Below are 13,108 nucleotides of genomic sequence, written 5' to 3'. Positions count from 1 at the left end.
CAACCACAAGAGCCGAGCATGCACATCAGCGCACTCCCCTTCGCCACCACCGACTGGTCGACGATCGAACCCACCGAGCATCGCGGCGAAACCGGCAGCGCGTTCTGGCGCACCCGGCAGTTCGGCGCGATCCGCGTGCGCATGGTCGAATACACCCCGGGCTACCTGGCCGACCACTGGTGCTCCAAGGGCCACATCCTGCTGTGCCTGGAAGGCGAACTGCACACCGAACTGGAGGACGGCCGGCGCTTCGTGCTGACCCCGGGCATGAGCTATCAGGTGGCGGACAACGCCGAGCCGCACCGCTCATCTACTGCGCGGGGGGCCAAGTTGTTCGTGGTGGATTGAGGCGCTTCAGAACAGGCCCATCTGGCCACCCACCAGGGTGCTGAAATCGTCCTGGACAAAGGGCAGGATGGCGTCTGCCACCGGTTGCAATTGCCGGGTCAGGTAGTGCTCGTAGTCGATGGCGGCGCGGCGGTTTTCCAGGGGCTCGGGACCGGCCAGGGTAATCACGTAGCTGATCCAGCCGCCGTTCTGGTACTGCAACGGCCGGCCCTGCTCGCGGTTGTAGTCATCGGCCAGGCGCGCGGCGCGGACATGGGGCGGCACGTTGCGCTCGTAGTCATCCAGCGGCCGGCGCAGGCGCTTGCGGTAAATCAGCAAATCATCCAGTTGCCCGGCCAGGGTGCGGTGCACGTAGTCGCGCACATAGTCCTGATAGGGCTGGCGGTGGAAGATCCGCCGGTACAGCTCCTGCTGGAATTCCCGGGCCAGGGGCGACCAGTCGGTGCGCACGGTTTCCAGGCCCTTGTAGACCATCTCCTGGCGGCCATCGGCGCGCTGCACCAGCCCGGCGTAACGCTTCTTGCTGCCCTCCTCGGCGCCGCGGATGGTGGGCATCAGAAAGCGCTTGTAGTGGGTTTCGAACTGCAACTCCAGGGCGCTTTCCAGGCCGTACTCTTGCTGCAGGTGCTCGCGCCACCACTGGTTGACGTGGGCCACCAGGGCACGGCCGATCGACGCCGCCTGCTCCTCGTCATGCAGGCTGCCGAGCCAGACGAAAGTCGAGTCGGTATCGCCATAAATCACCTGATGCCCCTGGGCTTCGATCAACTGCCGGGTGCGGGCCATGATCTCGTGGCCGCGCAAGGTGATGGAGGACGCCAGGCGCGGGTCGAAAAAACGACAACCGCTGGAACCCAGCACCCCGTAGAAGGCGTTCATAATGATCTTCAACGCCTGGGACAGCGGCGCATTGTGCTCGCGCTTGGCTACCTCGCGGCCCTCGGCGACCCGGGTCACGATCGAGGGCAGGCAATGCCGGGTGCGGGAAAAACGCGCGCCGCGAAAGCCCGCCACCGAATGCTGCTCGTCCGGTTGGCGCAGGCCTTCCACCAGACCCACCGGGTCGATCAGGAAGCTGCGGATGATCGACGGGTACAGGCTCTTGTAGTCCAGCACCAGCACCGACTCGTAGAACCCGGGCCGCGAATCCATGACAAAGCCGCCGGGGCTGGCCTGGGGCGGCAGTTCGCCGAGGTTGGGCGCGACGAAGCCCTGGCGATGCATCAGCGGCATGTACAGGTGGGTGAAAGCGGCCACCGAACCGCCACTGCGGTCGGCGGGTAGCCCGGTGACGGTGGCCCGCTCCAGCAGAAAGGTCAGCAGCTCGGTCTTGGCGAAGATCCGCGTCACCAGTTCGCAGTCCTTGAGGTTGTAGCGGGCCAGGGCCGGCTTGTCCTCGGCGAACATGCGGTTGATTTCGTCCATGCGCTGGTAGGGGTTGTCGATCGACTTGCCCTCCCCCAGCAGCGTCTGGGCGACGTTTTCCAGGCTGAAGGACGGGAAGCTCCAGGTCGCCGAACGCAACGCTTCGATGCCGTCGATGATCAAGCGGCCGGCGGCCGAGGCGAAATAGTGGGTACGGCTGCCGTGCTCGCGCCACTGCATTTCCTCGCCGCCACGTCCCAGGCGCAGCGGTACCGCCAGGCGCCGGGCATGCTCGTGGAGCACCCGCAGGTCGAACTGCACCAGGTTCCAGCCAATGATCGCGTCCGGGTCGTGCTCGGCCAGCCATTGGTTGAGTTTCTCCAGCAACTGCTCGCGGCTGGCGCAGAACTCCAGGTCGAAATCCACCGCGCTGTCGTCTTCCCGGGCCTTGCCGAGCATGTACACCTGGCGCTGGCCGCAGCCTTCCAGGGCGATGGAATAGAGCTCGCCGCGTTCGCTGGTCTCGATGTCCAGGGACACCAGCTTGAGGGTTGGGCGGTAGTCCGGCGCCGGCTTCATCTGCGCTTCCAGCAGCAGACCGTCGGGCCCTGGCAGGCCGCCGAAAGACACCGGCGCGGTGATGAAACGCTCCATCAGGTAGCGCTCGGGCGGCCGCACATCGGCCTCGAACACCTCGACGCCGGCGCGGCGCAGGGTCTTGTCCAGTCGCATCAGCTGATTGTGTTGCGGGCAGTACAGGCCCAGCACCGGGCGCTGATGGAAGTCCCGCAGTTGCAGGGGGCGCAGCTCGACATCCGGGTCGTCCGCCAGCAAGCGTTCGGCCTGAGGACGCTGCACCGCCGGGATAAAGGCTACGGAAGTCTGCAACGGCAAGCGGAGCCGCCGCGGCCCCTGATCGGTGGCCAGCCAGAGTTCGACTTCCGTGCCTGACGGCGTATCGCGCCAGTGCCGGGTCAGGACGAAGCCTTGTTGTACATCCACCGCTGCAACCTCAGAGCCGTTTCAAGGCGCCGATTCTACCTGTCCCGGGCGGCGATAGGGTGTCTGGATGATGGCTTTGACGCTTTTGTCAGACAATATGTAGTGCTTGAAAATTTTCACTACAAAACCGTTGACGCGAAGATTTCGCCCTTGCATGATGCAGACGTCTCCCCGATCGGGGGACGAGGCAAAGGTGTTATGAGCAAGCTCGTCTGACCGCCGAGCTGTGACCCGGATGTGTACTGCCCACAAGGCAGATTGATGAAACTGACCTGGCATTGATCGTCCAGTACAAGGACCGGAAGCCGGCGAAAACTCTTCAAGATGCTTGTGGCCGATGGTGGGAATGTCGGCAGCTTCATCCAGGTTTACGCTGCTTCTCTTCGTTGTGACGCTATTGCGTAGCAGTTAATCAAGGCAACTACACGCATCAGGCTCTGGGCCTTATCTGTATCCGACAGACACCCTCTGTCGCCCTGTTTCCGGTATCAGGGTTCAACTTACCGACGTAGCAAGATGAATTAGCGAATCAACTTAGATAGATCGATAAATGGTCAAGGGGGCTACAAATGAATCTTAATAATCAACCCACTATTGATGAATTGGCACGCATGTTCGCCGCACAGAAAGACAGCCACGACAGCCACATTCTGTGGATTGCCAAGTCGGGCCAAGTGCACATCGACTGCCTGTCGCCCCATAGCCATGAAGCAGAGTTCGACCAGAACAACCGGGAGCTGGCAGCCCGCCTGAAGATGTACCGCCGCGGCCAGGGCTACGTCGGCAAGAAAGCCGCCGCCGACAAGGACTTCATCGGCCGGGTACTGGAGACCCTGAAAGCCGAATGGCAATCACTGCGGGACAAATCGGAAGTTCGGGTTATTGATCGGTTTTGTTGAGCAGTTCGGTTAATTTTCTGAAAACTAATTAGTTGTTCCAACAATAAAAAGGGCGCTCTTAAAGAGCGCCCTTTTTTATTGAACTCAATGTGTAGGAGCCGGCTTGCCGGCGAAAGCATCCTGAAGATCCCTATCGCCGGCAAGCCGGCTCCTACAGGTCAGAACGCAAAACACGAACACCCAAACGCCCCCCAGAACCCCTGGAAGTCACTCACCGGCACATTCGACATACGCGCCTTCTGGTGCCCGTGGGCATGCACCGCGCAGGGTCCGCTGCACTGGTGCACCTGGTTCTGCAGCGGTGCGTTGGGCTTCCAATGCCCCGGCACCTTGGCCACCGGCGACCAGTCCGGGGTCACCGGCAGGCTCGGCGGGGCCAGTTTGGCGAAGTCGCCGGCCGCGTGGACCACCTTGCCGTCCACCACGGTCAGCAGGGATTCGATCCACTTGATCGCCTCTTCCTCGACGCTGAAGTAGTCCGCCGACAGGGCCACCAGGTCCGCCAGTTGCCCGACCTTGATCTGGCCTTTCTTGCCCTGTTCCGAAGAGAACCAGGCGCTGCCGTGGGTATACAGTTCCAGCGCGGTGTCGCGGCTCAAGCCCTGGGGATACAGCTCCAGCCCACCAACCGTGCGACCGCTGACCATCCAGTACAAGGAGGTCCAGGGGTTGTAGCTGGACACCCGGGTGGCGTCGGTGCCGGCACCCACCGGAATGCCTTCGGCGAGCATGCGCTGGATCGGCGGGGTCATCTCGGCGGCCTTGGCGCCGTAGCGTTCGACGAAGTACTCGCCCTGGAAGGCCATGCGGTCCTGGATCGCGATGCCGCCGCCCAGGGCCCGTACCCGCTCGATGTTTTTCGGGCTGATGGTTTCCGCATGATCGAAGAACCACGGCAAGCCGTTGAATGGGATGTCGCGGTCGACCTTTTCGAAGACGTCGAGCATCCGCGAGATGGATTCGTCGTAGGTGGCGTGCAGGCGAAACGGCCAGCGCTGCTCCACCAGGTGGCGCACCACCGGTTCCAGCTCCTGCTCCATGGTCTGCGGCAGATCGGGGCGCGGTTCGAGGAAGTCCTCGAAGTCGGCGGCGGAGAACACCAGCATCTCCCCTGCCCCGTTGTGCCGCAGGAAGTCGTCGCCCTGACCGTAGGTGACACTGGACGTCCAGTGCTTGAAGTCGGCCAGTTCTTCCTTGGGCTTCTGGGTGAACAGGTTGTAGGCGATGCGCACGGTCAGTTGCTGCTCAGCCGCCAGCTGGTTGATCACCTGATAGTCATCCGGGTAGTTCTGGAAGCCGCCGCCGGCATCGATGGCACTGGTGACCCCCAGGCGGTTGAGCTCGCGCATGAACTGGCGGGTCGAGTTGACCTGATATTCCAGTGGCAGCTTGGGCCCCTTGGCCAGGGTCGCATACAGAATCATCGCGTTGGGCCGGGCGATCAGCATGCCGGTGGGGTTGCCATTGCCATCGCGGACAATCTCGCCGCCGGGCGGGTTCGGCGTGTTGCGGTCGTAGCCCACCACCCGCAGCGCGGCACGGTTGAGCAAGGCGCGGTCATACAGGTGCAGGACGAATACCGGGGTGTCCGGCGCCGCCTGGTTCAGTTCCTCCAGGGTCGGCATGCGCTTCTCGGCGAACTGGAATTCGTTCCAGCCGCCCACCACCCGTACCCACTGCGGCGCCGGGGTGCGCAGGGCCTGTTCCTTGAGCAGGCGCAGGGCATCGGCCAGGGACGGCACGCCCTCCCAGCGCAGTTCCAGGTTGTAGTTGAGTCCCCCGCGGATCAGGTGCAAGTGCGAGTCGTTGAGCCCGGGGATCACCGTGCGCCCCATCAGGTCGATGACCTGGGTGCCGGCACCGCGCAGGGCCATGGCCTGGGCGTCATTGCCCACGGCAATGAAGCGCCCGTCCTTGATCGCCACCGCGCTGGCCCGGGGCCGGGCCCGGTCCACGGTGTGCAGGCGGCCGTTGAACAGAATCAGATCCGCAATTGCATCGGGTTTCATGGCATTGCTCCAAACGAAGGTCGGGAAGGAATCAGGCCGCGCTGCGCGGTTGCAGCCAGCGGCGGAACAGGCGCGTGACCCGGGGCATGAAGACGTAGACCACCAGCAGCACGATGCTCAGGGTGATCAGCACCGTGGCCGGCACATAGCCACCAAGCCAGGGCAGCAGGGCAAACACCGGCTTCCACAACTGCGGCACCAGGAAGCTCAGCGGCAGGATCACCAGGAAGGTCACGCAGGCCTGCTTCCAGCGTGGCGGTGGCGTTGGCGCCGCGCTGTCCTGGGGGGTGAACCAGAATTCGCGATCGGCGTTGATTTCGGTCTGGTCGCCATCGGCCAGCAGGTGCTGGGCCTGCTCTACCAGCTCGCGGCGGTCGGCGGAATCCAGCCAGTTCTGCAACTGCTCGGTGCTGGCAAAGCGCAGCACGCTGGTGAACAGCCCGAGACCGCCGCTGTGGCCGCGGACCACGTCGATGCCCAGGTGTCCCGGGTAGCTGCGGGCCTTGGCGATGATCTGCCGCAGCCAGGTTTCATAGGCCTGTTCCTGGCCCTGCTTGATCCGGTGGCGCACCAGCAGGGTCACGACACCATCGGTGAGTTCGATGTTCATCAGAAGGCTCCAGGGTCCGGGAGGAGATGGCATCGGGGGCAGCCCGGCTGCCCCCGCGCTTCACAGTTAAGCTCAAGGTTGCTGGATGAACGTCAGCAGATCGTGGTTGAGACGCTCCTTGTGGGTGTCGGTCAAGCCGTGGGGCGCGCCGGGATAGACCAGCAGTCGGGCGTTGGCGATCAGCTTGGCCGACGCCCGGCCCGCAGCGTCGATGGGCACGATCTGATCATCGTCGCCATGCACCACCAGGGTCGGGATATCGAAGCGCTTCAGGTCTTCGGTGAAGTCGGTTTCGGAGAACGCCTTGATGCAGTCATAGGCATTCTTGTGCCCGGCCTGCATGCCCTGCAGCCAGAAGCTGTCGATCATGCCCTGGGACACCTTGGCCCCCGGACGGTTGAAGCCGAAGAACGGGCCACTGGCAATGTCCTTGTACAGCTGCGAACGGTCGGCCACGGCGCCGGCGCGGATGCCGTCGAACACCTCCAGCGGCAGGCCCCCGGGGTTGGTTGCGGTCTTGAGCATCAGCGGCGGCACCGCCGAGATCAGCCCGGCCTTGGCCAGGCGCCCGGTGCCATGGCGGCCGATGTAACGCGCCACTTCGCCACCGCCGGTGGAGAACCCCAGGAGCACCGCGTCCTGCAGGTCCAGATGCTCGATCAACTGCGCCAGGTCGTCGGCGTAGGTATCCATGTCATTGCCGTCCCAGGGCTGGCTGGAGCGTCCATGGCCGCGCCGGTCGTGGGCGATGACGCGGTAGCCATGCTCGGCCAGGAACAGCATCTGCGACTCCCAGCTGTCGGCGCTCAGGGGCCAGCCGTGGCTGAAGACCACGGGCTGACCGCTGCCCCAGTCCTTGTAATAGAGTTCGGTGCCGTCGCGAGTGATGAAGGTGCTCATGTCAAATGTCCTTATGTTCGAGAGATCAACACCGGACACCGACGGCATCCGGTACATCAGGTCCTGGCCTTTTCTCCGGCAAGCCGGCTCCTACAGCTGACGTTGCGGGGCCTTGTGCACCATGCTGTAGGCGTAGTCCACGCCCATACCGTAGGCGCCGCTGTGCTCCAGCACCAGGCCCATGACCGCGTCGTAGGTGTCCTTGTGCGCCCAGTCGCGCTGGTATTCCAGCAGCACCTGTTGCCAGGTCACCGGCACCGCGCCGGCCTGGATCATCCGCTGCACGGCCATGTCGTGGGCTTCCTGGCTGGTGCCGCCGGAGGCATCGGTGACGATGTACACCTCATAACCTTCGGCCAGGGCTTCCAGGGCCGGGAAAGTCAGGCAGACCTCGGTCCACAGCGCCGCCATCACCAGTTTCTTGCGCCCGGTGGCCTTCACCGCCTCCACCAGCTTGCGGTCTTCCCAGGAGTTCATCGAGGTGCGTTCGATGGGCTGCTGACCGGGGAACACCGCCAGCAGTTCCGGCCAGATGTAGCCGCTGAAGCTTTCGGTTTCCACCGAGGTGAGGATGCTCGGCACGTTGAAGATCTTGGCCGCCTTGGCCAGGGCCACGGTGTTGTTCTTCAGGGTCTGGCGATCGATCGATTGCACGCCGAAGGCCATCTGCGGCTGGTGGTCGATGAGGATCAGGGCGGAGTTGGCGGGGTTGAGCAATTCACGAATGGACATGGGGCGTTCCTTTTGCAGTCAGAGAGTGAGGGTCGAACATGACCGGCTGATGGCGCTGCTTGCGCCCCGTTGCGTCCGGCTTGGTGGCTAATTTAGGCCTTGTCCGAAATCGGAACAATTCCCTAAAATCGGGAATCATTGATTCCAAATAAGGGACAATCATGGACCGCATCCAATGCATGCGCGCTTTCGTCGTCACCGTTGATGAGAATGGCTTTGCCGCCGCCGCCCGGGCCATGGACGTGCCCCGCTCCAAGGTCAGCAAACAGATCCAGGCCCTGGAAGAGGCCATTGGCGTGCAACTGCTGCAGCGCACCACCCGCAGCCTGCACCTGACCGAAGCCGGCGCCGAGTACTACGAAAACGCCCGGGAGGTGCTGGCGGCCCTGGACGAGGCCGAACAACGGGCCCGGGACGGCGTCGCCGAACTGCGCGGCGTGTTGCGGGTCAACGCGCCGATGTCCTTCGGCCTGCGCCGGCTCGGGCCGCTGGTGCCGCTGTTCCATGAACAGCACCCGCTGATCGAGTTGCAGCTGGTGCTCAGCGACCAGCAGGTGGATCCGGTGCGCGGCGGTTTCGACGTCACCCTGCGCATCGCCAGCCTGCCGGATTCGTCGATGGTGGCCCGGCAGCTGGCGCCGGCGCCGCGGATCATGGTGGCCGCGCCCAGCTACCTGGCCCGGGCCGGAGTGCCCGGTCATCCCAAGGACCTGAGCAGCCACCAGTGCCTGAACTACGGCTACCTGCAAAGCGGCGTCAGCCTGCAATTGAACAACGGCAGCGACACCCAGCGGGTGCACGTCACCGGGCCGCTGCACGCCAACAACGGCGACCTGCTGGCCCAGGCCGCCGAGGCCGGCATGGGCATCGCCCTGCTGCCGGACTTCATCGTCGAAGACGCCCTGGCGGCCGGACGCCTGGTGCCGGTGCTGTGTGAATGGCAGGCGCCGCCCATCAGCATCAACGTGGTCTACCCCTCGGCGCGGCGGGTGCCACAGAAGACTCGGGTGTTTATCGACTTTCTGGTGGAGCACCTGACGGAAAAAACCGTGGCCTGAGCCAGCTGACAGACGTGCGCCTTCGCCCGCAAGCGGGCTCCTACACTCAGAGAAGTGTTCCCGGAATAGGCGCAGCTCATCATGAAAATCCCCCCCAGGCTGGCCGTCTCCAGCCTTCTCGGCGCCCTCGCCTACCTGGGCCTGGCGATCTGGGGCATTGGCGGTTTCGCCACCTTCTTCGGCCATCCACAGTTGACCCTGATCACCCTCGCCACCCTGCTGATGGTGGTCGCTTCGCTGTCCAGCGAGGTCAACCTGAGCAGCGGCGTGCGGGAAGATCAGGGCAACCGTTGGGTGCTGCCGGTGTTCGGGGTGATCGGCCTGTTGAGCGGCTTTGTCCCGGCTTACAGCGACCGCATGGATTTCTGCACTTTCGGCGGCGAAGGCCTGCGCTGGCTCGGCGCCTTGCTGTTCATCCTCGGCGGTGTGCTGCGCCTGTGGCCGGTGTTCATCCTCGGCCGGCGCTTCAGCGGCTTGGTGGCGATCCAGCCCGGTCACCAGTTGGTGGTAGACGGCCTCTATCGCCACCTGCGCAACCCCAGTTACCTGGGTTTGCTGGTGAACGCCGTGGGCTGGGCCCTGGCGTTTCGCTCGGGGCTGGGGCTGCTGCTGGCGGCGCTGACCCTGATTCCGCTGATCGCGCGGATTCATGCCGAGGAAGCCCTGTTGCTGGAGCATTTCGGCCAGGCGTATGAAGATTATTGCGCCCGTAGCTGGCGCCTGCTGCCCGGTGTCTACTGAAGCGCTGTAAAAAAAATCAGACACTTCTGCCGATAAGGACGCACCGCTCTAGCACGCGCCTCTGCCCATGGTTGAGGGGCGCTCGCCAGGGGCCTTGGGCCCTTTACCCCCCTTACATTGGCTGGCGGATTCTTGCAGTATTGATCCGCCCTGAGCCTGCGGCGCCCTGTATTCGCCCTGCCAGTGCCCGGTTCCTATCAAGAATAATCACCACGAACTCGACAGCGAGATCACCCGGCGATGTGCCCCCTGAGCCCGTATCACGGATTCGACAGATCAGCTCCCGCGCCCCTGCACTGTGGCCGCGGTGGTGATGTCGACGCTCGGCTCTCGCTGCCCCGCTCACGCCCCATCACGCCTCATGAGGTTCATGAGGACCGCGCCGCCGTTATCGGCTTGTACTTGCTGGACAGGTCCTGCCCATGAAGCTTCTGGTCAACCTGCCCATGGCCCTGTGCCGCTCCCGTCTGCGCCACTCCTCACGTCCTCCGGATCACTCGCCTGCGGCCTGATCGCGCGCCCCTGCGCGTAACGCCCCAGAACTGATTTCTACCCTTGCAACCGAGCCGTGCGCGGCGTCGTTGCAGGACCTGAAAACCTGCGCGCCCCAATGGCGCAAGCGAGAATCCGATGAAATTTGCCGCCCTCGATGAAGCCCGTGACTTCCTGGCCGCCCACCCCGATATCGACATGATCGAGCTGTTCATCCTCGACGCCAACGGCGTGCCCCGAGGCAAACTGCTGCACCGCGAAGAACTGCTGGCGGTGTATGAAAGCGGCCGGCCGCTGCCCAGCACCATCCTCGGTCTGACCCTCAATGGCGACGACGTCGAGAACTCCGGCCTGGTGTGGGACGTCGGCGATATCGACTGCCGCGCCTACCCACTGGCCGGCAGCCTGGTACGCCTGCCCTGGCGGCAGATCCCCACTGCCGCGGTGCAGGTCAGCATGCACCCGCAAGAGGGCATGCCCGCCAGCATCGCCGACCCGCGCCACCTGCTGATCAAGGTCATCGACGGGCTCAAGGCCGAGGGTTACCACCCGGTAATGGCCTGCGAACTGGAGTTCTACCTGCTGGACGCCAAGCGTGACGGCAACGGCCGACCACAACCGGCCCTGGACGCCGACGGCGGGCGCCCGCGCAGCACCCAGGTCTATGGCCTGCGCGAGCTGGAGCAGATCGAGCCGTTCCTCGCCGACCTCTACGCCGCCTGCAAACTGCAAGGCATACCAGCGCGCACGGCGATCTCCGAATACGCCCCGGGGCAGGTGGAAATCACCCTGGAGCACGGCGATGCCCTGCAGGCCATGGACCAGGCCGTGCGCTACAAGCGCCTGGTCAAGGCCGTGGCCCACAAGCACGGGATGCAGGCCACCTTCATGGCCAAGCCGTTCGATCACCTGGCCGGCACCGGCATGCACATGCACGTGAGCATTGCCGATGCGGCGGGCCGCAACCTGTTCGCCTCCGAGAATCCGGCCGGCACCCCGCTGCTGCGGGAGGCCGTGGGCGGCATGCTCGCGTCCCTGCTCGACTCCCTGCTGCTGTTCTGCCCCAACGCCAACTCCTACCGGCGCTTCCAGGCCAACAGCTACGCGCCCCTGGCCCCCACCTGGGGCGTCGACAATCGCACCGTGAGCCTGCGGGTGCCCGGCGGCCCGGCCAACAGCCGGCACATCGAACACCGCATCTGCGGTGCCGACGCCAACCCCTATCTCGCGGCAGCGGCGATTCTCGCCGGGGTGCATCGCGGCCTGCGGGAACACCTCGATCCGGGGGATCCGGTAGAGGGCAACGGCTATGCCCAGGCCACCGAGTTGCTGCCCACCGACTGGCTGACCTCGCTGACCGCTCTGGAGCAATCGGCCTGGGCCCGAGATGCCCTGGGCAGTGAGTTCCTCGGGGTGTACCTGGCGGTCAAGCGCGCCGAATACCGCCAGTTCATGGCCGAAGTCGGCGAGCAGGACTGGCGCTGGTACCTGACCCAGGCCTGAGCCCCCAGTGACGATCTGCGCGCCTGGCCAGGCAGGCGGCCTTGCCGAACCTGAGCCGGGCCCGCCAGATCACCGCCCCCTACCCCTCCCGGTCGCCGCCAGGCCACCCGGTTGATTGTCTACGAGGAATTGCCCATGAACGCCGCCTTCGACCCGCGGACCCCGGCAGCCGAGCGCTGCCCCAGCTACTACAGCGCCACCCTGAACCAGGAAACTCACTACCCGACCCTGCAAGGCACCCATCAAGCGGATGTGGTGATCATCGGCGGCGGCTTCACCGGCGTCGCCAGCGCGGTGGAACTGGCCGAACGTGGCCTCAAGGTGGCCGTCGTCGAAAGCCACAAGATCGGCTGGGGCGCCAGTGGGCGCAACGGCGGACAGGTCACCGGCAGCCTTTCCGGCGACGAGGCCATGCGCAAGCAGATGGGCCGCAGCCTCGGCAAGGAAGTCGACGACTTCATCTGGAACCTGCGCTGGCGCGGGCACCGGATCATCCAGCAGCGGGTGCAAAAGTACGCCATCGCCTGTGACCTCAAGCACGGCCATCTGCACGCCGCCTACAAGCCCAGCCACCTGCCGGGCCTGCGCGCCGACTACGAAGAAGCGGTGCGCCGCGGCATGGGCGACGAAGTCAGCCTGCTGGACCGGGCCCAGGTCCGCGAACTGCTGGAGAGCGACCTCTATCACGGCGCGATCAAGAACACCCGCAACCTGCACCTGCACCCGCTGAACCTGTGCCTCGGCGAAGCCCGGGCTGCCGAAAGCCTGGGAGCGCTGATCTTCGAACACAGCCAGGTGCTGGAAATCGTCCACGGTGAGCGCCCGGCAGTCATCACCGCCCAGGGCCGCATCGACGCCAAGCAGGTGCTGCTGGCCGGCGACGTCTACCACAAGCTGGAGCCGAAAAAACTCAAGGGCAAGATCTTCCCGGCCATGGGCGGCATCGTCACCACCGAGCCGTTGGGCGACCTGGCCAGGCGCCTGAACCCGGAGGATCTGGCGGTCTACGACTGCCGCTTCGTGCTCGACTACTACCGCATGACCGCCGATGGCCGCCTGCTGTTTGGTGGCGGCGCCAACTACAGCGGCAAGGATTCGCGGGACATCGCCGGCGAACTGCGCCCGTGCATCGAGCGCACCTTCCCGGCGCTCAAGGGCGTGGGGATCGATTTCCAGTGGAGCTGCGCCATGGGCATCGTGATCAACCGCATCCCCCAGTTGGGCAAGCTTTCGGACAACGTCTGGTACTGCCAGGGCTACTCCGGGCACGGCGTGGCCACCAGCCACATCATGGGCGAGATCATGGCCGAAGCCCTGACCGGCCACCTCGGCCACTACGACACCTTCGCCGCCTGCCAACACATCCGCGTGCCCCTCGGCGACCAGTTGGGCAACCCGATGCTCGCGGCGGGCATGTGGTACTACCAGATGCTGGAGAAACTGCGCTGA

At 64.8% G+C, this 13,108-nt stretch carries 11 protein-coding genes; 6 read left to right on the top strand and 5 right to left on the bottom strand.

The features are described 5' to 3' along the window. The first annotated feature begins 18 nt into the window (after positions 1-18). Complete coding sequence (locus tag POS17_RS12280) at positions 19-348, top strand: DHCW motif cupin fold protein (protein WP_060838798.1); 330 nt, start codon at positions 19-21, stop codon at positions 346-348. A gap of 6 nt (positions 349-354) precedes the next feature. On the opposite strand, the gene POS17_RS12275 is transcribed toward POS17_RS12280, so the two are convergent. Then, positions 355-2,715, bottom strand: coding sequence for a DNA polymerase II (locus tag POS17_RS12275; RefSeq protein WP_060838797.1), 2,361 nt, complete (start codon positions 2,713-2,715; stop codon positions 355-357). Positions 2,716-3,284: 569 nt separating this feature from the next. On the opposite strand from POS17_RS12275, the gene POS17_RS12270 reads away from it, so the two are divergent. Continuing rightward, entirely contained in the window at positions 3,285-3,614 is a 330-nt protein-coding gene (locus POS17_RS12270) for a hypothetical protein (protein WP_041117563.1), read from the top strand. A gap of 158 nt (positions 3,615-3,772) precedes the next feature. Here POS17_RS12270 and POS17_RS12265 read toward each other — a convergent pair whose 3' ends face one another. From POS17_RS12265 to POS17_RS12250, 4 genes are all read right to left on the bottom strand, one after another. Then, positions 3,773-5,623, bottom strand: a complete 1,851-nt coding sequence (locus POS17_RS12265; RefSeq protein WP_060838796.1) for an amidohydrolase — start codon at positions 5,621-5,623, stop codon at positions 3,773-3,775. 31 nt (positions 5,624-5,654) lie between these two features. Beyond that, a complete protein-coding gene (locus tag POS17_RS12260; protein ID WP_060838795.1) occupies positions 5,655-6,233 on the bottom strand; it encodes an antibiotic biosynthesis monooxygenase in 579 nt (192 codons plus the stop codon). Between the two features lie 72 nt (positions 6,234-6,305). Further along, a complete protein-coding gene (locus POS17_RS12255) occupies positions 6,306-7,133 on the bottom strand; it encodes an alpha/beta fold hydrolase (protein WP_060838794.1) in 828 nt (275 codons plus the stop codon). Between the two features lie 90 nt (positions 7,134-7,223). Next, on the bottom strand, positions 7,224-7,865 hold the full coding sequence (locus POS17_RS12250; protein WP_060838793.1) for a hydrolase: 642 nt from the start codon (positions 7,863-7,865) through the stop codon (positions 7,224-7,226). A 161-nt stretch (positions 7,866-8,026) separates the two neighbouring features. On the opposite strand from POS17_RS12250, the gene POS17_RS12245 reads away from it, so the two are divergent. From POS17_RS12245 to POS17_RS12230, 4 genes are all read left to right on the top strand, one after another. Beyond that, positions 8,027-8,923, top strand: coding sequence for a LysR family transcriptional regulator (locus POS17_RS12245; protein ID WP_060838792.1), 897 nt, complete (start codon positions 8,027-8,029; stop codon positions 8,921-8,923). An 81-nt stretch (positions 8,924-9,004) separates the two neighbouring features. Then, positions 9,005-9,664: a methyltransferase family protein gene (locus POS17_RS12240; protein WP_060838791.1), complete on the top strand. Its 660-nt coding sequence runs from the start codon at positions 9,005-9,007 to the stop codon at positions 9,662-9,664. 630 nt (positions 9,665-10,294) lie between these two features. Then, positions 10,295-11,659: a glutamine synthetase family protein gene (locus POS17_RS12235; RefSeq protein WP_060838790.1), complete on the top strand. Its 1,365-nt coding sequence runs from the start codon at positions 10,295-10,297 to the stop codon at positions 11,657-11,659. Between the two features lie 135 nt (positions 11,660-11,794). Beyond that, the gene (locus POS17_RS12230) at positions 11,795-13,108 is read left to right on the top strand and encodes an NAD(P)/FAD-dependent oxidoreductase (protein WP_060838789.1); all 1,314 of its coding nucleotides are present in this window, start codon (positions 11,795-11,797) and stop codon (positions 13,106-13,108) included.

Source organism: Pseudomonas sp. Os17, assembly GCF_001547895.1.
GTDB lineage: Bacteria > Pseudomonadota > Gammaproteobacteria > Pseudomonadales > Pseudomonadaceae > Aquipseudomonas.
The sequence above is the reverse complement of the archived record's forward strand: the minus strand, read 5'-3'. Positions and strand labels throughout refer to the sequence as shown.

Excerpts from the sequence above, each read along its gene's own strand:
- POS17_RS12280 (WP_060838798.1), top strand. The coding sequence starts at position 19 with ATGCACATCAGCGCACTCCCCTTCGCCACCACCGACTGGTCGACGATC.
- POS17_RS12270 (WP_041117563.1), top strand. The coding sequence starts at position 3,285 with ATGAATCTTAATAATCAACCCACTATTGATGAATTGGCACGCATGTTC.
- POS17_RS12265 (WP_060838796.1), bottom strand. The coding sequence starts at position 5,623 with ATGAAACCCGATGCAATTGCGGATCTGATTCTGTTCAACGGCCGCCTG.
- POS17_RS12260 (WP_060838795.1), bottom strand. The coding sequence starts at position 6,233 with ATGAACATCGAACTCACCGATGGTGTCGTGACCCTGCTGGTGCGCCAC.
- POS17_RS12255 (WP_060838794.1), bottom strand. The coding sequence starts at position 7,133 with ATGAGCACCTTCATCACTCGCGACGGCACCGAACTCTATTACAAGGAC.
- POS17_RS12250 (WP_060838793.1), bottom strand. The coding sequence starts at position 7,865 with ATGTCCATTCGTGAATTGCTCAACCCCGCCAACTCCGCCCTGATCCTC.
- POS17_RS12245 (WP_060838792.1), top strand. The coding sequence starts at position 8,027 with ATGGACCGCATCCAATGCATGCGCGCTTTCGTCGTCACCGTTGATGAG.
- POS17_RS12240 (WP_060838791.1), top strand. The coding sequence starts at position 9,005 with ATGAAAATCCCCCCCAGGCTGGCCGTCTCCAGCCTTCTCGGCGCCCTC.
- POS17_RS12235 (WP_060838790.1), top strand. The coding sequence starts at position 10,295 with ATGAAATTTGCCGCCCTCGATGAAGCCCGTGACTTCCTGGCCGCCCAC.
- POS17_RS12230 (WP_060838789.1), top strand. The coding sequence starts at position 11,795 with ATGAACGCCGCCTTCGACCCGCGGACCCCGGCAGCCGAGCGCTGCCCC.